Genomic DNA, 21,631 nt, shown 5'->3' with positions numbered 1-21,631 from the left:
CCAGGGTAGGGACCTAAAACCTGTAGTAGGGGACGAGGTCGTTTGCCCGCTGCAGGTTGGTCGACGGGCAGTCCACGTCGGGCTCGGAGTAGACGGTCGAGTAGAACAGCGACTGCTGGATCACCCCGTAGCTGGTCTTGAAGGTCACCATGCAAGAGGAGTACCAGAAGCTGTTGTGATACGTCGGCTTCCGCACCCAGTACTGCGCGGCGCGGTGGCCGGCGATCGTGGTCTCGATCGCGTCGGGGGGCAGGGTCTGGGCGTAGGTGCGCCAGATGATCGGCTCGACGGCCATCTGATAGTTACCCGCGTCGAAGTGGCAGCGCAGCCCCTCCTCGGCTTCCGGTGGCGTGTAGGCCAATCCGAGCCGCTGGATGACGTCGAACGGGATGTCTCGGCACGGGTCAAACGGGCTGGGGTCGGTGGTCGCCACGATCGGGCTCTTCATCGTGGTGGACATGGGCGCCGCGGTCGATCGCAGCTGGACCGCGTCGCCGCCGGTCGGCGCTGGGGGGATGCCCTGCCAGCCCACCGTGCCCACCACCACCACCGCTGCCGTCAGCGCACCGAGCCCTCCGATCAGCCGCACCCTGGTGAACACGACACCCCCTGCCCTCGGCGGTCCCTTGCCGGGAGTGTACAAGTCGGCTCCGCGTCGTCACAGTCAAACGAGAACTTGTTCTAACCCGGGCCACCTTTGATGCGGTGAATTCTGCGGTAGTTCCCGCTGACGCATAATGTGATGCACTTCGATGGACGCAAGGAAGCAACGGGTGTTTCAGATCAGTCCGGAGCAGTGGATGCACTCGGCGGCGCAGGTGACCACGCAGGGTGAGGGTCTGGCCGTCGGACATTTGTCGTCGGACTATCGGATGCAGGCCGCCCAGTTCGGCTGGCAGGGCGCCTCGGCGATGGCGCTCAACGCCAAGATGGACGACTGGTTGGACGCGTCGAGGGCGCTGCTGACCAGGATCGGTGATCACGCATTCGGGCTGCAGGAGGCCGCTATCCAGCATGCGGCGGCGGAGGCGGAGCGGGCGCAGGCGCTCGCCCAGGTGGGTGTTTCCGCCGACGTCGTAGCTGGTCCGCGTGGGGTGTGATTCGTGCCACTGACCGTGGCCGATATCGATCGGTGGAACGCGCAAGCGGTCCGGGAGGTGTTTCACGCGGCCAGTGCCCGAGCGGAGGTGACGTTCGAGGCGTCGCGTCAGTTGGCCGCGCTGTCGATTTTTGCGAACTCGGGTGGCAAGACCGCTGAGGCGGCGGCACACCACAACGCGGGCATTCGCCGAGACCTCGACGCCCACGGCAACGAGGCGTTGGCGGTTGCCCGGGCGGCCGACAGGGCCGCCGACGGGATTGTGAAGGTTCAGTCCGAGCTGGCCGCACTACGCCATGCCGCCGCGGCCGCCGAGCTGACGATCGATGCGCTGATCAACCGGGTGGTGCCGATCCCCGGGCTGCGATCCACCGAGGCGCAGTGGGCGCGGACGCTGGCCAAGCAAACGGAGCTGCAGGCGGAGCTGGATGCGATTATGGCCGAGGCCAATGCCGTCGACGAGGAGCTGGCCTCAGCGGTCAATATGGCCGACGGTGACGCGCCCATCCCGGCCGATTCCGGCCCGCCGGTCGGTCCCGAGGGGCTGACCCCGACCCAGCTCGCCAGCGATGCCAACGAGGAGCGGCTGCGCGAGGAGCGCGCCCGCCTGCAGGCCCACCTCGAGCGGTTACAGGCGGAGTATGACCAACTGAGTGTGCGGGCCGCCCGTGACTACCACAACGGCATCCTCGACGGTGACGCGGTGGGCCGACTGGCAGCGCTTACCGACGAGCTGAGCGCCGCCAGGGGCCGGCTGGGTGAGCTCGATGCCGTCGACGAGGCGTTGAGCCGAGCACCCGAGACCTACCTGACCCAGCTGCAGATTCCCGAGGACCCAAATCAGCAGGTGCTGGCGGCCGTGGCCGTCGGTAATCCCGACACCGCCGCCAATGTGTCGGTGACGGTTCCCGGCGTCGGGTCCACCACCCGGGGCGCCCTGCCCGGCATGGTGACCGAAGCCCGCGACCTGCGGTCGGAGGTAATCCGGCAACTCAATGCTGCCGGCAAGCCCGCATCGGTTGCCACCATCGCCTGGATGGGCTACCACCCGCCCCCGAACCCACTCGACACCGGCAGTGCGGGCGATCTGTGGCAGACCATGACCGATGGGCAGGCACACGCGGGCGCGGCCGATCTGTCGCGGTATTTGCAGCAGGTGCGCGCCAATAACCCCAGTGGCCACCTGACCGTGTTGGGGCACTCGTATGGGTCGCTGACGGCGTCGCTGGCGTTGCAGGACCTCGATGCCCAGAGCGCCCATCCGGTCAACGACGTCGTGTTTTACGGCTCACCCGGCTTGGAGCTGTACAGCCCGGCGCAGCTCGGGCTCGATCACGGGCACGCTTATGTCATGCAGGCCCCCCACGACCTCATCACCAATCTGGTGGCGCCGTTGGCGCCGCTGCACGGATGGGGCCTGGACCCCTATCTGACCCCCGGGTTCACGGAGCTGTCGTCACAGGCGGGTTTTGATCCGGGCGGGATCTGGCGTGACGGAGTGTATGCCCACGGGGACTACCCGCGGTCCTTCCTCGATGCCGCCGGCCAGCCGCAGCTGCGGATGTCCGGCTATAACCTGGCGGCGATCGCCGCCGGGCTGCCCGACAACACGGTGGGCCCGCCGCTGCTTCCGCCAATTCTGGGTGGCGGCATGCCGGCAGCGCCCGGCCCAGCACTGAGAGGGGGACGTTGATGCGGTGGCCGACGGCGTGGCTGCTGGCTCTGGTGTGTGTGATGGCGACTGGGTGCGGACCCAGTGGCCACGGGACGCGGGCCGGCGAGGAGGGGCCGTTGAGCCCGGAGAAGGTCGCCGAGCTGGAGAACCCGTTGCGCGCCAAGCCCCCGCTGGAGGACGCCAAGGACCAGTACCGGGCGGCGGTGACCCAGCTGGCCAACGCCATCACGGCCCTGGTGCCCGGCCTGACGTGGCGAACGGATATGGACACCTGGACCGGCTGCGGTGGTGAGTATGAATGGACCAGGGCCAAAGCGGCGTATTTCATGATCGTTTTCAGTGGACCGATCCCCGACGACAAGTGGCTGCAGGCCGTGCAGATCGTCAAGGACGGTGTCGAACAGTTCGGTGCCACCGGCTTTGGGGTGATGAAGAACAAGCCGGCCGACCACGACGTGTACTTCGCCGGTCATGGCGGCGTCGAGTTCAAATGCTCGACCCAGAAGGCGGCGGTCCTCACCGCACAGTCGGACTGCCGGATCAGCCGGACCGACACCCCAAAACCCTCGCCGACCCCGTAGCAGTTGGGCTAGGTTGGCCGAGCAGACGCAAAAGCCCCCATTTCGGGCCCGAAATGGGGGCTTTTGCGTCTGCTCACGCCGTAGCGGTTGGTCGAACTGGCTGGATTTCGTTCCCACTTCGCCGGGTCGTTAGGGTGGTAAGTCGTGACCTGGAAAGGATCGGGGCAGGAGACCGTCGGCGCCGAGCCGACGCTGTGGGCGATCTCCGACCTGCACACCGGTCACCTCGGCAACAAACCCGTCGCCGAATCGCTGTACCCGTCCTCGCCGGACGACTGGCTGATCGTCGCCGGCGACGTCGCCGAACGCACCGACGAGATCCGCTGGTCGCTGGACCTGCTGCGGCGGCGGTTCGCGAAGGTGATCTGGGTGCCGGGCAACCACGAGCTGTGGACCACCAACCGCGACCCGATGCAGATCTTCGGCCGCGCACGCTATGACTATCTGGTCAACATGTGCGACGAGATGGGCGTCGTCACACCCGAGCATCCGTTCCCGGTATGGACCGAACGAGGCGGCCCGGCCACCATCGTGCCGATGTTTCTGCTCTACGACTACAGCTTTTTGCCGGAGGGGGCAAACAGCAAGGCCGAAGGTGTGGCCATCGCGAAGGAACGCAACGTCGTGGCCACCGACGAGTTCCTGCTCTCACCCGAGCCGTACCCCACCCGCGACGCCTGGTGCCACGAGCGGGTCGCGGCCACCCGGGCCCGTCTCGAACAGCTCGACTGGATGCAACCGACCGTGCTGGTCAACCACTTTCCGCTGCTGCGACAGCCCTGCGACGCGCTGTTCTACCCGGAATTCTCGCTGTGGTGCGGAACCACCAAGACCGCCGACTGGCACACCCGCTACAACGCCGTGTGTTCGGTCTACGGACACTTACACATTCCCCGCACCACCTGGTATGACGGTGTGCGGTTCGAGGAGGTGTCGGTGGGTTACCCGCGGGAGTGGCGCCGGCGCAAGCCCTACTCCTGGCTGCGGCAGGTGCTGCCGGATCCCCAATACGCGCCCGGCTACCTCAACGACTTCGGCGGTCACTTCGTGATCACGCCCGAGATGCGAACCCAGGCCGCCCAGTTCCGGGAACGATTGCGGCAACGGCAGTCTCGATGACGGTAGGCACGCTGGTGGCGTCGGTGTTGCCGGCGACCGTGTTCGAGGATTTGGCGTATGCCGAGTTGTACTCCGACCCACCCGGTCTCACCCCGCTGCCCGAGGAGGCGCCGTTGATCGCACGATCGGTTGCCAAGCGGCGCAACGAATTCATCACCGTGCGTCACTGCGCCCGCATCGCGCTGGACCAGCTCGGTGTGCCGCCGGCGCCGATCCTCAAGGGCGACAAGGGCGAACCGTGCTGGCCCGACGGCATGGTCGGTAGCCTCACCCACTGCGCCGGTTACCGCGGCGCGGTTGTCGGACGCAGGGATGCGGTGCGTTCCGTGGGCATCGACGCCGAACCGCACGACGTGTTGCCCAATGGTGTGCTGGATGCGATCAGCCTGCCGGCCGAGCGCGCCGACATGCCCCGCACCATGCCAGCGGCGTTGCATTGGGATCGAATCCTGTTCTGCGCCAAGGAAGCAACGTACAAGGCGTGGTTTCCGCTGACCAAGAGGTGGCTGGGTTTCGAGGACGCGCACATCACGTTCGAAACCGATAGCACCGGCTGGACGGGTCGCTTCGTCTCCCGTATCCTCATCGACGGGTCCACCCTGTCGGGTCCGCCGCTGACAACGCTGCGGGGACGCTGGTCGGTTGAGCGCGGACTGGTGCTGACCGCGATCGTGCTATGAGCGCAACCGGCCCCGGAATCGTGGTTATCGACAAGCCCGCGGGAATGACCAGCCATGACGTGGTGGGGCGGTGCCGCCGCATCTTCGCCACCCGGCGGGTCGGCCACGCGGGCACCCTGGACCCGATGGCCACCGGGGTGTTGGTGATCGGCATCGAACGCGCCACCAAGATCCTCGGTCTGCTGACGGCGGCCCCCAAGTCGTATGCCGCCACCATCCGCTTGGGTCAGACCACTTCCACCGAGGACGCCGAAGGTCAAGTGCTGCAGTCGGTTCCGGCTAAGCACCTGACCATCGAGGCGATCGACGCCGCGATGGAGCGGCTGCGCGGTGAGATCCGGCAGGTGCCGTCGTCGGTCAGCGCGATCAAGGTCGGTGGCCGACGCGCCTATCGGTTGGCCCGCCAGGGGCGCTCCGTGCAATTGGAAGCCCGGCCGATCCGCATCGACCGGTTCGAGCTGCTGGCCGCACGCCGGCGCGACCAGCTCATCGATATCGATGTGGAGATCGACTGCTCCTCGGGAACCTACATCCGCGCGTTGGCACGCGACCTCGGCGACGCGCTTGGGGTGGGAGGCCATGTGACGGCGTTGCGGCGCACCCGCGTCGGCCGCTTCGAGCTGGACCAGGCGAGATCGCTCGACGATCTCGCGGAGCGCCCCGCGCTGAGCCTGAGCCTCGATGAGGCCTGCCTGCTGATGTTTGCGCGCCGCGACCTGACCGCCGCGGAGGCCAGCGCGGCCGCCAACGGCCGGTCCCTGCCGGCGGTCGGTATCGACGGCGTGTACGCGGCCTGTGACGCCGACGGCCGGGTTATCGCGCTGCTGCGTGACGAGGGTTCGCGGACCAGGTCGGTGGCGGTGCTCCGCCCGGCGACGATGCACCCCGGGTAGCGGGGTGAGGAGGAGCCGGGCGATTCGGTTGGAGCCTGGCCTCAATGTAGGGGGATGCGGTCCGGGACGGCAACGGTGGCACACTGGGCTACACGGCCTACGTCGCACGGCGATGGGCCGCTGTTCAATTCGGAAGGGGCTGTCAGCTGTTGCGGTCTGAGTGGTCGGTAGTTGTCAGTGGCGTGCTGTAGGAACAACAGTATGAATCTGGCGGTGTGGGCTGAGCGCAACGGTGTTGCGCGGGTGACTGCGTATCGCTGGTTTCATGCGGGGTTGTTGCCGGTGCCGGCGCGGAAGGCCGGGCGGCTGATTCTCGTGGACGACCAGCCGGCCGATAGATCCCGCCGGGCGCGGACGGCCGTGTATGCGCGAGTGTCGTCAGCGGATCAGAAGCCGGACCTGGATCGGCAGGTGGCGCGGGTGACCGCCTGGGCCACGACCGAGCAGATCGCGGTCGACAAGGTCGTGACCGAGGTCGGTTCGGCGCTGAACGGGCACCGCCGAAAGTTTCTTGCGCTGCTGCGTGACCCATCGGTGAAGCGGATCGTGGTGGAACACCGAGACCGGTTCTGCCGGTTCGGCTCTGAGTACGTCGAAGCGGCGCTGGCCGCCCAAGGCCGCGAGCTGGTCGTGGTCGACTCGGCCGAGGTTGATGACGACCTGGTACGGGACATGACCGAGATCTTGACCTCGATGTGCGCCCGGCTGTACGGCAAGCGCGCTGCGCAGAACCGGGCCAAGCGCGCATTGGCGGCCGCCGCCGAAGAGTCGGAGGCTGCCTGATGGCGAAATTCGAGATTCCTGAGGGCTGGATGGTTCAGGCTTTCCGGTTCACGCTCGATCCGACCGCCGAGCAGGCCCGCGCGTTGGCACGGCATTTCGGTGCCCGCCGCAAGGCCTACAACTGGACCGTCGCCACCCTGAAAGCCGATATCGACGCCTGGCAGGCGACCGGGATCCAGACGGCAAAGCCGTCGCTGCGGGTGTTGCGGAAGCGCTGGAACACCGTCAAGAACGACGTGTGCGTCAACATCGAGACCGGTGTTGTGTGGTGGCCGGAGTGCTCGAAGGAGGCCTACGCCGACGGTATTGACGGCGCGGTCGACGCGTACTGGAACTGGCAGAACTCGCGATCAGGCAAACGTGATGGCAAAAGGATGGGCTTTCCCCGGTTTAAGAAGAAGGGACGCGACCCAGACCGGGTGACGTTCACGACCGGAGCGATGCGCGTCGAGCCCGACCGGCGCCACCTCACGCTGCCGGTCATCGGGACCGTCCGCACCCACGAGAACACGCGCCGGGTTGAGCGGCTCATCGCCAAAGGCCGGTCGCGGGTGCTCGCGATCACGGTGCGCCGTAACGGGACCCGGATCGATGCGAGTGTGCGGGTCCTCGTGCAGCGCCCGCAGCAACCGAAGGTGACCGACCCCGGTTCACGGGTCGGCGTTGATGTCGGGGTGCGCCGCCTGGCCACGGTCGCCACCGCCGACGGCGCGGTGCTCGAACGAGTGCCGAATCCACGGCCACTCGACGCGGCACTCAACGAGCTACGGCATGTCTGCCGGGCACGGTCGCGCTGCACGAAAGGCTCACGTCGCTACCGTGAGCGCACCACCGAAATATCCCGGCTGCACCGCCGGGTCAACGATGTTCGCACCCACCACCTGCACTGTCTGACAACGCATTTGGCTAAGACCCACGGCCGCATCGTTGTCGAAGGCCTGGACGCGGCAGGGATGCTGCGGCAACAGGGCCTCTCGGGTGCCCGCGCTCGCCGGCGCGGACTCTCCGACGCGGCCCTGGGCACCCCGCGCCGCCACCTGTCCTACAAGACAGGCTGGTACGGGTCACAACTAGTGGTCGCTGACCGCTGGTTCCCATCGTCGAAAACCTGCCACGTCTGCGGGCATGTCCAAGAGATCGGATGGGCCGAGCACTGGCAATGCGATTCGTGCTCGGCATCGCATCAGCGTGATGACTGCGCAGCGATCAACCTCGCACGCTACGAGGACACCAGTAGCGTCGTCGGCCCAGTTGGGGCCGCCGTCAAGCGTGGAGCCGACCGTAAGACCCGGCCTGGCCGGGCTGGTGGCCGTGAAGCGCGGAAGGGAAGCAGCCGCAAGGCTGCCGAACAACCCCGAGACGGGGTGCAAGTCGCGTGACCACTAAAGATCACTCACTTGCAACGGCAACGATGCCTAACCAAGGGTCGTCGAACAAGGTTTACGTCATTGGCGTGGGCATGACGAAGTTCGAAAAGCCCGGGCGACGCGAAGGCTGGGACTACCCGGACATGGCCAGGGAGTCGGGCACCAAAGCGCTGCGCGACGCCGGCATCGACTACCGCGAAGTTGAACAGGGCTACGTCGGCTACGTCTACGGAGAATCGACGTCGGGTCAGCGGGCGCTCTACGAACTCGGCATGACGGGTATCCCCATCGTCAACGTCAACAACAACTGCTCGACCGGATCCACGGCGCTCTACCTCGGCGCGCAGGCCATCCGCGGCGGACTGGCCGATTGCGTGTTGGCGCTGGGCTTCGAGAAGATGCAGCCCGGAGCGCTGGGCGGTGGCGCCGACGACCGGGAGTCGCCGCTGGGCAGGCACGTCAAGGCGTTAGCCGAGATCGACGAGTTCGGCTTTCCGGTGGCGCCGTGGATGTTCGGGGCGGCCGGCCGCGAACACATGAAGAAATACGGCACCACCGCGGAGCATTTCGCGAAGATCGGCTACAAGAACCACAAGCACTCGGTCAACAACCCGTATGCACAGTTTCAGGACGAATACACCCTGGACGACATCTTGGCCTCAAAGATGATTTCCGACCCGCTGACCAAATTGCAGTGCTCTCCCACCTCCGACGGGTCGGCGGCGGTGGTGCTGGCCAGTGAGGATTACCTGGCCAACCACAACCTTGCCGGGCGGGCTGTGGAAATCGTCGGGCAGGCGATGACCACCGACTTCGCTTCCACCTTTGATGGCAGTGCCCGCAATATCATCGGCTACGACATGACTGTGCAAGCGGCACAACGGGTTTACCAGCAATCCGGACTCGGCCCGAAGGACTTCGGAGTGATCGAGCTGCACGACTGCTTCTCAGCCAACGAGCTACTGCTCTACGAGGCGCTCGGCCTGTGCGGGCCGGGCGAGGCGCCCGAGCTGATCGACGACAACCAGACCACCTACGGCGGACGCTGGGTCGTCAACCCATCCGGTGGGCTGATCTCCAAGGGCCATCCGCTGGGTGCGACGGGGTTGGCGCAGTGCGCGGAGCTGACCTGGCAGCTGCGCGGCACCGCCGAGGCGCGCCAGGTCGACAACGTGACCGCCGCGCTGCAACACAACATCGGGCTGGGCGGCGCCGCCGTGGTCACCGCATACCAACGGGCCGAACGTTGAGCCACGCGATCGGAGGGAGCACGCCATGTTCGAGTGGTCCGACACCGATCTAATGGTGCGCGACGCCGTTCGCCAGTTCATCGACAAGGAGATCCGCCCGCACCAAGACGCATTGGAAACCGGTGAACTGTCGCCGTATCCGATCGCGCGCAAGCTGTTCAGCCAGTTCGGTCTGGACGTGCTGCTTGCCGAGTCGGTCAACCAGATGCTGGATGGGGAGCGGGCTAAGCGGGAAAAGCGGGACAGCTCAGGCAGTTTCGGGCTGGCTGACCAGGCTTCGATGGTCGCGGTGCTGGTGTCCGAACTGGCCGGGGTCAGCATCGGATTGCTGAGCACGGTGGCCGTCAGCCTCGGGTTGGGCGCGGCGACGATCATGAGCCGCGGCACCCTGGCCCAACAGGAGCGCTGGGTGCCCACGCTGGTGACGCTGGAAAAGATCGCGGCCTGGGCCATTACCGAGCCAGACTCCGGCTCGGATGCGTTCGGCGGCATGAAGACTCACGTGACCCGCGACGGTGAAGACTACATCCTCAACGGGCACAAGACCTTCATCACCAACGGGCCGTACGCTGATGTCCTGGTGGTCTACGCCAAGCTCGCCGACGGTGAGCCCGCCTCAGATTGGCGTAACCGCCCGGTGCTGGTCTTTGTGCTCGATGCCGGCATGCCGGGCCTGACGCAGGGCAAGCCGTTCAAGAAGATGGGCATGATGTCTTCGCCGACCGGCGAGTTGTTCTTCGACAACGTGCGGCTGACCCCGGATCGCCTGCTTTGCGCCGAGGGGGACGGCCGCGACAGCGCCCGCGCCAATTTCGCCGTCGAACGCCTCGGCGTGGCGCTCATGTCGTTGGGCATCATCAACGAATGCCACCGGCTGTGTGTGGATTACGCAAAGACCCGCACGCTGTGGGGCCGTAACATCGGGCAGTTCCAACTGATCCAGTTGAAGTTGGCGAAAATGGAAGTTGCGCGGATCAACGTGCAGAACATGGTATTTCAGGCCATCGAGCGGCTCAAAGCCGGCAAACAGCTGACGCTGGCCGAGGCCTCGGCGATCAAGCTGTATTCCTCGGAGGCCGCCACCGATGTCGCGATGGAGGCCGTCCAGCTGTTCGGCGGCAACGGCTACATGGCCGAATATCGGGTGGAGCAGCTGGCTCGCGATGCCAAGTCGCTGATGATCTACGCCGGCAGCAACGAGGTCCAGGTAACCCACATCGCCAAGGGCCTGCTGGGCGAACCGGCTTCGCGAGCGTAACCGGACTGCGAAAATCCGTGCCGAAAATCGCAGCCACGTTACGCTCGCGGGCCAAAGCCGTCAGCTCACCACCCAGATTGCCTGGGCGGCCGGGCTCCCCAAGTCGACGGTGGCGCCGTCGGCCGAGTCGATTGCCACCGAGATCATGCCGGCGAACTCGCGCCGAGCCAGCACCCGCAGCCGCGAGTCCAGGCTGATCCCGATGCTGGCAAAGTATCGCAGCATCTGCGGGTCGGCATCGGAGATACGGGCCACCGTCCCTGTGTCGCCGTCGCGGCACGCCCACAGCTGACGAGCCGGTGGCGTGGGCACTTGCCCGTCGGCGCCCGGGATCGGGTCACCGTGCGGATCGCGCTGCGGGAACCCCAGCTTGGCGTCGATGCGGGCCATCAAGCGATCCGAGACCGCGTGCTCGAGCACCTCGGCCTCGTCGTGCACCTCGTCCCAGCGGTAGCCGAGCTCGTTGACCAGGAATGTCTCCAGTAGCCGGTGCCGGCGCACCATTGCCAGCGCGGCTCGTCGCCCCGAATCGGTCAACGTCACCGCGCCGTACTTCTCGTGGTCGACCAAGCCCTGCTCGGCGAGCTTGCGAATGGACTCCGAGGCCGTGCTGGCCGACACCCCGATCCTCTCGGCCAGCATCTTGGTGCTGACCTTGTCCTGCGACCACTCCTGGGCGGTCCAGATGACCTTCAGATAGTCCTGCGCAACCGCGCTAAGATCGCCAGGCTCCTCGTCAGCCCTCACAACCAGAGAGTCTAGATACCGGCGTGACGGCGCGCTCGGTGCGCAGTCGGGGAAATGGCCGCCAACTCGGTCTCGACCAAACCGTCATCCGACCTGACGCATCGTTTCGATCCAGGTTTTCCAACTGTCCTCGCCACGGGGCCGTACTCGGCTAGCCGGATAGTGCTGTGCCAGGCCGCCGGCCAAATCCAGCACGGCGTTGCGTGTCCTTCGCTTGAGAGAGCTGAAATCGACCGCCAAACCCGTGGCCAGATGCGGGTCGTAGGGAATCCGAAAGAAATCCGGAACGCGCTTCCTGAACTGGTTTTCGGCGGCCCCGCAATCCACAAGTGACCGGGTTTTCTGGATTGCGTTGAGAACAACCACAGTGTGCTGAAGCAACCGGCCAAAGCCATGCGCCCCCAGCCAGTCCAGAGTGACCAACGCTCCCTCGACACCGCGCACGTCTTCGGATGCCACCACAACCAGACCAGTGACGTCGTTGAGGATATTGCTGAACAATGGCCCGTTGACCGGTGTGCCGCAATCAAGCAGTATGACGTTGCAGTGGGTTTCCAGGATCTGCATGGCGGCCCCATAGTCCTCCGGGCCAAACTTGTATGTCGATCGCGGATCATTCTGGGCACCAAGCATTTCCAGCCGGTCTTTGTTCATCACCGTGTGCACACGCACGTCCGCGTAGCGCTTGGTGTGCTGCGATGACACGAAATGCTCGATGTTGGTCTGCGGGCCACCGCGCTCACTGAACCTTGCTGACAGGTCGCCCAGGTCGGCATCGACGTCCACAGCCATCACCCGATCGCCGCGCAGCCGGGCGACGGCGTTGCCCACCAGCACCGTCATCGTGGTCTTACCTACGCCGCCCTTGGCAGAGACGAACGCCAACTTATGGACATCGGCCAGTGGAGCGCAGATACGCTGAATCAGCTCGTCGGTTTGCTCGCGCTTGGCGCTCGGTTCGGGATTCACCCGCCCGAAAGTCATTTTGGTTACCGCTTTGCGCCAACCGTCCCCGGCCGGCGGGCGGCGGCGAGCCACCAGGAGATCCCGGCCGTCGTCGTAAGGATGTCGAAACTTCGGTTGGGGGCTACCAGCCTGTTCCGCGGTGGTGTTTGTCCTGGGGGCATCACCGGTGGTCGTGGCGCTAAGTGCCACTCTGGCGGCGTCGTCGTCACCCAGTTCGCGCAGGCACCACGCCCTAGTGAGGGTCACATCGGCAGTCACCCGCGGATTGGTTGTCGAGACTTGCTCAGCGAGCTCCAACGCGAACTGGAATTGGCCCAGACTCGCCGCAGCGGTCGAGGCCAGCGCGGCCACCGCGTCAGCCACCTCGTCACGGACATCGGTGGCCCCGCTCGGCGGAGAAATTTCGGTGACCTTCAAAAGGTTGGACCAGGAGCGAGTTTTGTGGAACAGCGTCGCCATGACGAACTGGCGGTATTGGGCGGCGCCGGTGTCCTCCGTGATGACCGGGTCGTCCAGCGTTGCTGCCGCTTCATCGTGGCGGTCGGCGATGATTAGAGCGCTGGCGTACGCGAGCCCGATCGTGGCGCGCGACCACACCCGCAACCCCAGATACATCGGGGCCATGACCACGGCGGACAATTCGCCGTCCGTGAGGCCGACGCGGCGGGTTTCGCTGTACAGTGCTTCGGAGTGTTGATGGGCACCGGCCAAGGTATCAAGATGATGGTCGCCGCAGGCCAGAAGCCCCAACCAGCCATCGGACATGTCCGGGTTTTCGACTGTGAGGCGGCCAAAGGCCGCTCGGGCATTGGCCAGGTCTCCGGACTGGTAGCTCTTCACCGCGGCATCGAACATGCTGCGGCATTCTCTAAACGTACTCATCAGACCCACTCCCTGATCACCTGATCAATGGTCGGCGTAAAGCTTGAGACCAATCGTTCGGTATGCGCGCGCCAATTCTCTGGGACCGGCCACGGTGCCGCCGGCGTTCCCGGACGTGCTGCGCCAGGTGTCCGGCGGCCGCGTGCATGGTGTTCCCGGATCGGCCGCTGGCCAGAGCCCACCGGTGAATCTGGCGCCTGGCCGACCACCGTGCGCCGTAGGCTTGCGATCGTGCAGCGCTGGCGTGGCCAGGACGAGATCCCGACGGATTGGGGCAGATGCGTGCTCACCATCGGGGTATTTGACGGCGTGCACCGCGGGCACGCCGAACTGATCGCGCACGCGGTCAAGGCCGGCCGCGCTCGCGGTGTACCGGCCGTGCTGATGACGTTCGACCCGCACCCGATGGAGGTGGTCTATCCAGGCAGTCACCCGGCGCAGCTGACCACCCTGACCCGACGCGCGGAGCTCGTTCAAGACTTGGGCATCGAAGTGTTCCTGGTGATGCCGTTCACCACCGATTTCATGAAGCTCACGCCGGATCGCTTCATCCATGAGCTGCTCGTCGAGCACCTACATGTGGTGGAGGTCGTCGTCGGCGAGAACTTCACCTTCGGCAAAAAGGCCGCCGGCAATGTCGACACGCTGCGTCGGGCTGGCGAGCGGTTCGGGTTCGCGGTGGAATCGATGTCGTTGGTGTCCGAGCACCACAGCAACGAGACCGTGACGTTCTCCTCCACCTACATCCGGTCCTGCGTGGACGCCGGCGACATGGTGGCGGCCATGGAAGCTCTGGGCCGACCGCACCGCGTGGAGGGGGTTGTGGTACGCGGTGAGGGGCGGGGCGCGGAGCTGGGCTTTCCCACCGCGAACGTGGCGCCGCCGATGTATTCGGCGATTCCGGCCGACGGCGTGTACGCCGCTTGGTTCACGGTGCTCGGGCATGGGCCGGTGACCGGCACGGTCGTCCCGGGTGAGCGCTACCAGGCCGCGGTGTCGGTCGGGACCAATCCCACCTTCTCCGGACGCACCCGCACCGTCGAAGCGTTCGTGCTGGACACCACCGCTGACCTCTACGGTCAACATGTGGCCTTGGACTTCGTCGGGCGTATCCGCGGCCAGAAGAAGTTCGAATCGGTGCGCCAGCTGGTCGCTGCGATGGGTGCCGATACCGAGCGGGCACGTGACCTGTTGTCTACGGGTTGACGGTTCTTGCGGTCGTGACCCCCGGCTGGCACCTGCGGCGTTTGTGTTTGGCGGTCAACCCGCTGCTAGACTGTCCAACGACATCGGTGCGTGCTGCGGTTCGCGGTGGCCGTGCCCTGATATCCATGATCGCGAACCCATTGATGGAGACATTTCGTGGCGCTGACAGCCGAGCAAAAAAAGGAGATTCTGCGCTCCTACGGCCTGCATGAGACCGATACCGGATCCCCGGAAGCACAGATCGCGTTGCTGACCAAACGCATCGCCGACCTCACCGAGCATCTCAAGGTGCACAAGCACGACCATCATTCGCGGCGAGGACTGCTGTTGCTGGTGGGCCGGCGGCGCCGGCTGATCAAGTACATTTCCCAGATCGATGTGGAGCGTTATCGTTCACTCATCGAGCGGCTGGGCCTGCGTCGCTGACCCGCGGCGTCGATGCGCGCCTGGCTCGCGGCCGCGACCACGGCCTTGTTCGTCGTGGCGACGGGGTGTTCGTCAGCGACCAACGTCGCCGAACTCAAGGTGGGGGACTGCGTCAAACTCGCCGGCACGCCCGACCGGCCGCAGGCCACTAAGGCGGAGTGCGGGAGCCCGGCGTCCAACTTCAAGGTCGTTGCCGTCGTGCAGGAGGACCACGCGGAATGCCCGGCGGACGTCGACTCCACCTATTCGATGCGCAATGCGTTCAACGGCTCAACCAACACCATTTGCCTGGACATCGATTGGGTGATTGGCGGTTGTATGAGCGTCGACCCTACCCACAACACCGACCCGTTCCGGGTGGACTGCGACGACGCCTCGGTGCCGCACCGGCAGCGGGCCACCCAGATCCTGAAAGACCTCGACTCTCCCGTCAGCGTCGACCAGTGCGCCAGCGGCGTGGGCTACGTCTACACTCAGCGACGGTTCGCGGTGTGCGTCGAGGATGTCACCGGCGGCCCGCGGAGCTGAGGCGGGGTAGCTCGGCAAAGCGAGTTCTACGCAAATGCCGCCGGTCGCCCGTGTAGAGTGAGAACGTTCTGGGCCGGTTCGGCCCAGCAAATGGTGCGGTACGCGCAGAACCGCGTGTGCCGTTCCAGCGAGTCACTATGCATATCCAAGGGAGCACCCCCGGCCTGTATCGGGCGGTCCTCGGTAGTGGCTGCCGGGCTCTCCGGATCTGGGGCAGGTCGGCCGCTTCGATCGATGGCCGTAGCCGCATTCAGACCTTTTCTCCTGGGAAGCTCTCGGGGTTCGGCGAACCCGCTGGATTGCGCGTGACGACGCGAAACAGCTCAATAATCCAGAGAGGCCGCACGGACGTCATGTCTGCCGCTGAAATTGACGAAGGCGTGTTCGAGACGACCGCCACCATCGACAACGGGAGCTTTGGCACCCGGACCATCCGCTTCGAGACCGGCCGATTGGCCTTGCAGGCCGCCGGCGCGGTGGTCGCCTACCTCGACGACGACAACATGCTGCTGTCGGCGACCACCGCCAGCAAGAACCCCAAAGAACACTTCGACTTCTTCCCCCTCACGGTCGACGTCGAGGAGCGCATGTATGCGGCCGGCCGCATCCCCGGTTCGTTCTTCCGTCGCGAGGGCCGACCCTCCACCGACGCGATCCTGACCTGCCGGCTCATCGACCGCCCGCTGCGCCCGTCGTTTGTCGACGGGCTGCGCAACGAGATCCAAATCGTGGTGACGATTCTCAGCCTGGATCCGGGCGATCTCTACGACGTATTGGCGATCAACGCGGCGTCGGCGTCCACCCAGCTGGGCGGTCTGCCGTTCTCCGGGCCCATCGGCGGTGTGCGGGTGGCGCTCATCGACGGCACCTGGGTCGGCTTCCCCACCGTCGACCAGATCGAGCGCGCCGTGTTCGACATGGTCGTGGCCGGCCGGATCGTCGAGGGTGATGTTGCCATCATGATGGTCGAAGCCGAGGCCACCGAAAACGTCGTCGAGCTCGTCGAAGGTGGTGCCCAAGCGCCGACGGAAAGCGTGGTGGCCGCGGGCCTGGAGGCGGCCAAGCCGTTTATCGCCGCGCTGTGCACCGCGCAGCAGGAGCTTGCCGATGCCGCTGGAAAGTCGGGCAAACCGACCGTCGACTTCCCGGTGTTCCCTGACTACGGCGAAGACGTGTACTACTCGGTGTCCTCGGTGGCCACCGACGAGTTGGCCGCCGCGTTGACCATCGGCGGTAAAGCCGAGCGCGACCAGCGCATCGACGAAATCAAGACCCAGGTTGTGCAGCGGCTCGCCGACACCTACGAGGGTCGCGAAAAGGAGGTCGGCGCCGCGTTGCGTGCCCTGACCAAAAAGCTGGTTCGGCAGCGCATCCTCACCGACCATTTCCGTATCGACGGCCGCGGCATCACCGACATTCGCGCATTGTCGGCCGAGGTGGCCGTGGTTCCGCGCGCGCACGGCAGCGCGCTGTTCGAACGCGGCGAAACCCAGATCCTGGGTGTGACCACACTCGACATGATCAAGATGGCCCAGCAGATCGACTCGTTGGGGCCGGAGACATCGAAGCGGTACATGCACCACTACAACTTCCCGCCGTTCTCCACCGGCGAGACCGGTCGGGTCGGTTCGCCCAAGCGGCGTGAGATCGGGCACGGCGCACTGGCCGAGCGGGCCCTGGTGCCGGTGTTGCCGAGCGTCGAGGAATTCCCGTATGCCATTCGCCAGGTGTCGGAGGCTCTGGGCTCCAACGGGTCGACCTCGATGGGGTCGGTGTGCGCGTCGACGCTGGCGCTGCTCAACGCCGGGGTGCCGCTCAAGGCGCCGGTGGCCGGCATCGCGATGGGCCTGGTCTCCGACGACATTCAAGTAGAAGGGGCGGTCGACGGCGTTGTGGAGCGTCGCTTCGTCACCCTCACCGACATCCTCGGCGCCGAAGACGCGTTCGGTGACATGGACTTCAAGGTCGCCGGGACCAAGGACTTCGTCACCGCGCTGCAGCTGGACACCAAGCTCGACGGGATCCCTTCGCAGGTGCTTGCCGGAGCACTCGAGCAGGCCAAGGACGCCCGCCTCACGATCTTGGAGGTGATGGCTGAGGCCATCGATAGACCCGACGAAATGAGTCCCTACGCCCCGCGGGTGACCACCATCAAGGTTCCGGTGGACAAGATCGGGGAGGTCATCGGACCCAAGGGCAAGGTCATCAACGCCATCACCGAGGAGACCGGCGCGCAGATCTCCATCGAAGACGACGGCACCGTGTTCGTCGGCGCCACCGACGGGCCATCGGCACAGGCCGCGATCGACAAGATCAACGCCATCGCCAACCCGCAGCTGCCGACGGTGGGCGAACGGTTCCTCGGAACCGTGGTCAAGACCACCGATTTCGGTGCCTTTGTATCGTTGCTGCCTGGCCGCGACGGTCTGGTGCACATTTCCAAACTCGGCAAGGGCAAGCGCATCGCGAAGGTCGAGGACGTTGTCAATGTCGGTGACAAGCTGCGGGTGGAGATCGCCGACATCGACAAACGGGGCAAGATCTCCCTGATCCTGGTCGCCGACGAGGACAGCACCGCCGCCGCTACCGATGCCGCGACGGTCACCAGCTGACCCCGCGGCGGCGCTGGCGCCGCGGCGCACCACCCTGCCGGGCGGGCTGCGAGTGGTCACCGAATTCCTGCCCGCGGTGCACTCCGCGTCGGTCGGGGTGTGGGTCGGCGTCGGATCGCGCGACGAAGGCGCCACGGTGGCCGGGGCGGCGCACTTCCTTGAGCATTTGCTGTTCAAGTCGACGCCCACCCGCTCTGCCGTGGACATTGCGCAGGCGATGGACGCGGTGGGCGGGGAACTGAACGCATTCACCGCCAAGGAGCACACCTGCTACTACGCCCACGTGCTCGGCAGCGACTTGCCGTTGGCCGTCGACCTGGTCGCCGATGTGGTGCTCAACGGCCGCTGTGCCGCCGACGATGTCGAGGTGGAACGTGACGTCGTCCTCGAGGAGATCGCGATGCGCGACGACGACCCCGAGGACGCCTTGGCGGACATGTTCCTGGCGGCGTTGTTCGGCGACCACCCGGTCGGTCGCCCGGTGATCGGCAGCGCGCAATCCGTGTCGGTGATGACGCGGGCTCAACTGCAATCGTTTCACCTGCGGCGCTATACCCCGGAGCGGATGGTCGTCGCGGCCGCCGGCAATGTGGATCACGACGGGCTGGTTGCGTTGGTCCGCGAGCACTTCGGGTCCCGGTTGGTCCGGGGGAGACGGCCAGTTGCGCCGCGCAAGGGTACCGGCCGGGTCAACGGCAGCCCCCGGTTGACACTGGTTAGCCGCGACGCCGAACAGACGCATGTGTCGCTGGGCATCCGCACACCCGGGCGCGGCTGGGAGCATCGTTGGGCACTGTCGGTGCTGCACACCGCGCTGGGCGGTGGCTTGAGTTCCCGGCTGTTCCAGGAGGTCCGCGAGACCCGCGGGCTGGCCTACTCGGTCTACTCCGCGCTGGATCTCTTCGCCGACAGCGGCGCGCTTTCGGTGTACGCGGCCTGCCTGCCCGAACGCTTCGCCGACGTGATGCGGGTGACCGCCGATGTGCTGGAAAGCGTGGCACGCGACGGCATCACCGAGGCGGAATGCGGCATCGCCAAGGGATCGCTGCGGGGTGGGCTGGTGCTAGGGCTGGAGGATTCCAGCTCCCGGATGAGCCGGCTCGGCCGCAGCGAGTTGAACTACGGCAAGCACCGCAGCATCGAACACACCTTGCGGCAAATCGAGCAGGTCACCGTGGAGGAGGTCAACGCGGTGGCCCGCCACCTGCTGAGCAGGCGCTACGGTGCTGCCGTTCTTGGCCCACACGGATCGAAACGATCACTGCCGCAACAACTTCGAGCGATGGTAGGGTAGCTCAAATGTCCGCTTCCTCACTCGCGCCGTGCCGGCGCTCGCCGTCGGCGAATTAGCCCGATGGTGTTGGGCTTCTGGGACATCGCGGTGCCGATCGTCGGCGCCCCGATGGCCGGCGGCCCGAGCACCCCGGCGTTGGCCGCGGCGGTGTCCAACGCTGGCGGGCTTGGTTTCGTCGCCGGCGGCTATCTGAGCGCGGACCGGCTCGCCGACGATATCGCCGCTGCGCGCGCCGCCACTACCGGTCCTATCGGAGCCAATCTGTTTGTGCCCCAACCCAGCGTCGCCGACTGGGCGCAGCTGGAGTATTACGCGGACGAGCTCGAAGAGGTCGCCGAGTACTACCACACCGAGGTGGGCCAGCCCGTCTATGGTGACGACGACGACTGGGTGCGCAAACTCGAGGTGGTAGCCGATGTTCGTCCGGAGGTGGTGTCGTTCACCTTCGGCGCGCCGCCGCCGGATGTCGTGCAGCGGTTGAGCGCGCTGGGACTGTTGGTCTCGATCACCGTGACGTCGGTCTACGAGGCCGGTGTGGCCATTGCCGCGGGCGCGGACAGCCTGGTGGTCCAGGGCCCGGCTGCCGGCGGGCACCGCGGAACGTTCGCGCCGGACATGGAACCCGGTACGGAGTCGCTGCACCAACTCCTCGATCGGATTGGCAGCGCCCATGATGTGCCGCTGGTTGCAGCCGGTGGCCTGGGCACGGCTGAGGACGTGGCCGCCGTGCTGCGCCGCGGAGCGATCGCCGCGCAGGTTGGTACCGCATTGCTGCTGGCCGACGAAGCCGGTACCAATGCCGCACACCGTGCCGCGCTGAAGAATCCAGAGTTCGATGCCACCCTGGTCACTCGGGCGTTCTCGGGTAGGTATGCGCGCGGTCTGGCCAACAACTTCACTCGCCTGCTCGACCACGTGGCGCCGCTGGGTTATCCGGAGGTCCACCAGATGACGAAGCCGATACGGGCGGCGGCGGTGCAGGCGGACGACCCGCACGGAACAAACCTTTGGGCGGGATCGGCGCACCGGAAGACCCGGCCGGGACCCGCGGCCGACATCATCGCTTCCCTTACTCCCGACGTGTGCTCGGCGTAACGAGCGGCCGAGAGTCAGGCCAGCACGCTGGCGGGCTCGGTGAACGGCACCCCCAGGTCGGTGGCCACCCGTTCGGACAGTAACGCCCCTTCGTGCGTCGAAAGACCTTTGGCTAGTGCCGGATTCGACCGGCACGCCGCCCGCCAGCCATGGTCGGCAAGCTCGAGCACATACGGCATCGTCGCGTTGGTCAGCGCGTAGGTCGACGTCTTCGGCACCGAGGCGGGCATGTTCGCCACGCAGTAAAACAGCGTGTCGTGCACGGCGAACGTCGGGTGGTCGTAGGTGGTCGGTCGTGAGCCTTCGAAACAGCCGCCCTGGTCGATGGCTATATCCACCAGTACCGCACCTGGTTTCATATGCGCGACAAGTGAATTCGAGACTAATTTGGGTGCCTTGGCGCCTGGCACCAGGACGGCCCCAATCACCAGGTCGGCACGTTTGACGGCACCCTCGAGCTCGTAGGCCGATGAGTAGCGAGTGTGGATCCGGCCGCAGAACTCGGCGTCGAGTTGCCGAAGTTTGTCGATGTTGATGTCTAGAACCGTAACGGTCGCGCCCATGCCGTTGGCGATGCGGGCTGCGTTGTAGCCGGCGGTGCCGGCGCCGATCACCACGACGTCGGCCGGTTCGACGCCGGGCACCCCGCCCATCAGCACACCGCGGCCCCCTTGGGTTCGCATCAGGTGGTAAGCGCCAACCTGGGCGGCGAGTCGACCGGCGACTTCGCTCATCGGGGCAAGCAGGGGTAGTGCGCCGTCGGCGGTCTGGACGGTCTCGTAGGCAATTGACGTGGTGCCGGAATCCAACAACGCATCGGTGCAAGCACGTGACGCGGCCAAATGCAAGAACGTGAACAAGATCTGCCCGTGTCGCAGGCGGCCGTATTCCGCCGCTATCGGTTCTTTGACCTTGAGCAATAAATCAGCGTCGGCCCACACCTGGTCGGCGGTGCCGACCAGTTGCGCGCCTGCCGCCTTGAAATCCGCGTCGGTGATAGCCGAGCCCTCTCCGGCACCTGCCTGGATGAGCACCTCATGGCCACGACGGGTTAGTTCCGCGACGCCGGCCGGGGTGATGGCCACCCGGAATTCGTTGTTTTTGGTCTCGGTCGGAATACCGACGCGCATGATTACCCCTCTCGATACTGTACGCTTCAGTATGAAGAAA

Annotated in this window: 20 protein-coding genes and 1 other annotated feature; of the genes, 16 read left to right on the top strand and 4 right to left on the bottom strand. The window is 66.0% G+C overall.

From position 1 onward, the window contains the following. Positions 1–13 precede the first annotated feature (13 nt). Complete coding sequence (locus Rv2799; protein ID NP_217315.1) at positions 14–643, bottom strand: membrane protein; 630 nt, start codon at positions 641–643, stop codon at positions 14–16. A 130-nt stretch (positions 644–773) separates the two neighbouring features. Here Rv2799 and Rv2798c point away from each other — a divergent pair, with 130 nt between their 5' ends. The 10 genes from Rv2798c (at position 774) to fadE21 (ending at position 10,705) form a co-directional block, all read left to right on the top strand. After that, complete coding sequence (locus Rv2798c; RefSeq protein NP_217314.1) at positions 774–1,100, top strand: hypothetical protein; 327 nt, start codon at positions 774–776, stop codon at positions 1,098–1,100. A 3-nt stretch (positions 1,101–1,103) separates the two neighbouring features. Beyond that, the gene (locus Rv2797c) at positions 1,104–2,792 is read left to right on the top strand and encodes a hypothetical protein (protein NP_217313.1); all 1,689 of its coding nucleotides are present in this window, start codon (positions 1,104–1,106) and stop codon (positions 2,790–2,792) included. Continuing rightward, a complete protein-coding gene (gene lppV / locus Rv2796c) occupies positions 2,792–3,355 on the top strand; it encodes a lipoprotein LppV (RefSeq protein NP_217312.1) in 564 nt (187 codons plus the stop codon). Before Rv2797c ends, lppV begins: the two co-directional genes overlap by 1 nt. 144 nt (positions 3,356–3,499) lie before the next feature. Next, positions 3,500–4,474, top strand: a complete 975-nt coding sequence (locus Rv2795c) for a hypothetical protein (RefSeq protein NP_217311.1) — start codon at positions 3,500–3,502, stop codon at positions 4,472–4,474. Next, positions 4,471–5,154 (top strand): 4'-phosphopantetheinyl transferase, encoded by a 684-nt coding sequence (gene pptT / locus Rv2794c; protein NP_217310.1) that lies wholly within the window; start codon positions 4,471–4,473, stop codon positions 5,152–5,154. Before Rv2795c ends, pptT begins: the two co-directional genes overlap by 4 nt. Continuing rightward, positions 5,151–6,047, top strand: a complete 897-nt coding sequence (gene truB / locus Rv2793c) for a tRNA pseudouridine synthase B (RefSeq protein NP_217309.1) — start codon at positions 5,151–5,153, stop codon at positions 6,045–6,047. The genes pptT and truB overlap by 4 nt, the downstream gene beginning before the upstream one ends. Before the next feature lie 157 nt (positions 6,048–6,204). Beyond that, positions 6,205–8,236 (bottom strand) — a mobile genetic element (IS1602, len: 2032 nt. Insertion sequence IS1602.). Continuing rightward, entirely contained in the window at positions 6,249–6,830 is a 582-nt protein-coding gene (locus tag Rv2792c; RefSeq protein ID NP_217308.1) for a resolvase, read from the top strand. (Overlaps the previous feature by 582 nt.) Further along, entirely contained in the window at positions 6,830–8,209 is a 1,380-nt protein-coding gene (locus Rv2791c) for a transposase (protein ID NP_217307.1), read from the top strand. (Lies within the feature at positions 6,205–8,236.) Before Rv2792c ends, Rv2791c begins: the two co-directional genes overlap by 1 nt. Positions 8,237–8,241: 5 nt before the next feature. Further along, the gene (ltp1, locus tag Rv2790c; RefSeq protein ID NP_217306.3) at positions 8,242–9,447 is read left to right on the top strand and encodes a lipid-transfer protein; all 1,206 of its coding nucleotides are present in this window, start codon (positions 8,242–8,244) and stop codon (positions 9,445–9,447) included. Between the two features lie 25 nt (positions 9,448–9,472). Further along, the gene (gene fadE21, locus Rv2789c; RefSeq protein NP_217305.1) at positions 9,473–10,705 is read left to right on the top strand and encodes an acyl-CoA dehydrogenase FadE21; all 1,233 of its coding nucleotides are present in this window, start codon (positions 9,473–9,475) and stop codon (positions 10,703–10,705) included. A 60-nt stretch (positions 10,706–10,765) separates the two neighbouring features. Here fadE21 and sirR read toward each other — a convergent pair whose 3' ends face one another. Together sirR and Rv2787 are read right to left on the bottom strand one after the other, a co-directional pair. After that, positions 10,766–11,452 (bottom strand): transcriptional repressor SirR, encoded by a 687-nt coding sequence (gene sirR / locus Rv2788; RefSeq protein NP_217304.1) that lies wholly within the window; start codon positions 11,450–11,452, stop codon positions 10,766–10,768. Positions 11,453–11,536: 84 nt separating this feature from the next. After that, the gene (locus Rv2787) at positions 11,537–13,300 is read right to left on the bottom strand and encodes a hypothetical protein (RefSeq protein ID NP_217303.1); all 1,764 of its coding nucleotides are present in this window, start codon (positions 13,298–13,300) and stop codon (positions 11,537–11,539) included. Positions 13,301–13,510: 210 nt separating this feature from the next. On the opposite strand from Rv2787, the gene ribF reads away from it, so the two are divergent. The 6 genes from ribF to Rv2781c all read left to right on the top strand — a co-directional run bounded on the left by ribF (position 13,511) and on the right by Rv2781c (position 20,461). Continuing rightward, the gene (ribF, locus tag Rv2786c) at positions 13,511–14,506 is read left to right on the top strand and encodes a bifunctional riboflavin kinase /FMN adenylyltransferase (RefSeq protein ID NP_217302.1); all 996 of its coding nucleotides are present in this window, start codon (positions 13,511–13,513) and stop codon (positions 14,504–14,506) included. Positions 14,507–14,662: 156 nt separating this feature from the next. Further along, positions 14,663–14,932: a 30S ribosomal protein S15 gene (gene rpsO, locus Rv2785c; protein NP_217301.1), complete on the top strand. Its 270-nt coding sequence runs from the start codon at positions 14,663–14,665 to the stop codon at positions 14,930–14,932. A 12-nt stretch (positions 14,933–14,944) separates the two neighbouring features. Next, the gene (gene lppU / locus Rv2784c) at positions 14,945–15,460 is read left to right on the top strand and encodes a lipoprotein LppU (RefSeq protein NP_217300.1); all 516 of its coding nucleotides are present in this window, start codon (positions 14,945–14,947) and stop codon (positions 15,458–15,460) included. A 353-nt stretch (positions 15,461–15,813) separates the two neighbouring features. Next, positions 15,814–18,072 (top strand): bifunctional guanosine pentaphosphate synthetase/polyribonucleotide nucleotidyltransferase, encoded by a 2,259-nt coding sequence (gpsI, locus tag Rv2783c; RefSeq protein ID NP_217299.1) that lies wholly within the window; start codon positions 15,814–15,816, stop codon positions 18,070–18,072. Beyond that, complete coding sequence (gene pepR / locus Rv2782c; protein ID NP_217298.1) at positions 18,050–19,366, top strand: zinc protease; 1,317 nt, start codon at positions 18,050–18,052, stop codon at positions 19,364–19,366. Before gpsI ends, pepR begins: the two co-directional genes overlap by 23 nt. A 60-nt stretch (positions 19,367–19,426) precedes the next feature. After that, on the top strand, positions 19,427–20,461 hold the full coding sequence (locus tag Rv2781c) for an oxidoreductase (RefSeq protein NP_217297.1): 1,035 nt from the start codon (positions 19,427–19,429) through the stop codon (positions 20,459–20,461). 14 nt (positions 20,462–20,475) lie between these two features. Here the strand turns inward: Rv2781c and ald are convergent, their stop codons facing one another. Next, on the bottom strand, positions 20,476–21,591 hold the full coding sequence (gene ald / locus Rv2780; RefSeq protein ID NP_217296.1) for an L-alanine dehydrogenase: 1,116 nt from the start codon (positions 21,589–21,591) through the stop codon (positions 20,476–20,478). Positions 21,592–21,631 lie beyond the last annotated feature (40 nt).

Source organism: Mycobacterium tuberculosis H37Rv, assembly GCF_000195955.2.
In the GTDB taxonomy this organism is placed as follows: Bacteria; Actinomycetota; Actinomycetes; order Mycobacteriales; family Mycobacteriaceae; genus Mycobacterium; species Mycobacterium tuberculosis.
Note: the sequence above shows the minus strand (reverse complement) of the source record. Positions and strands in the feature narration are given on the sequence as shown.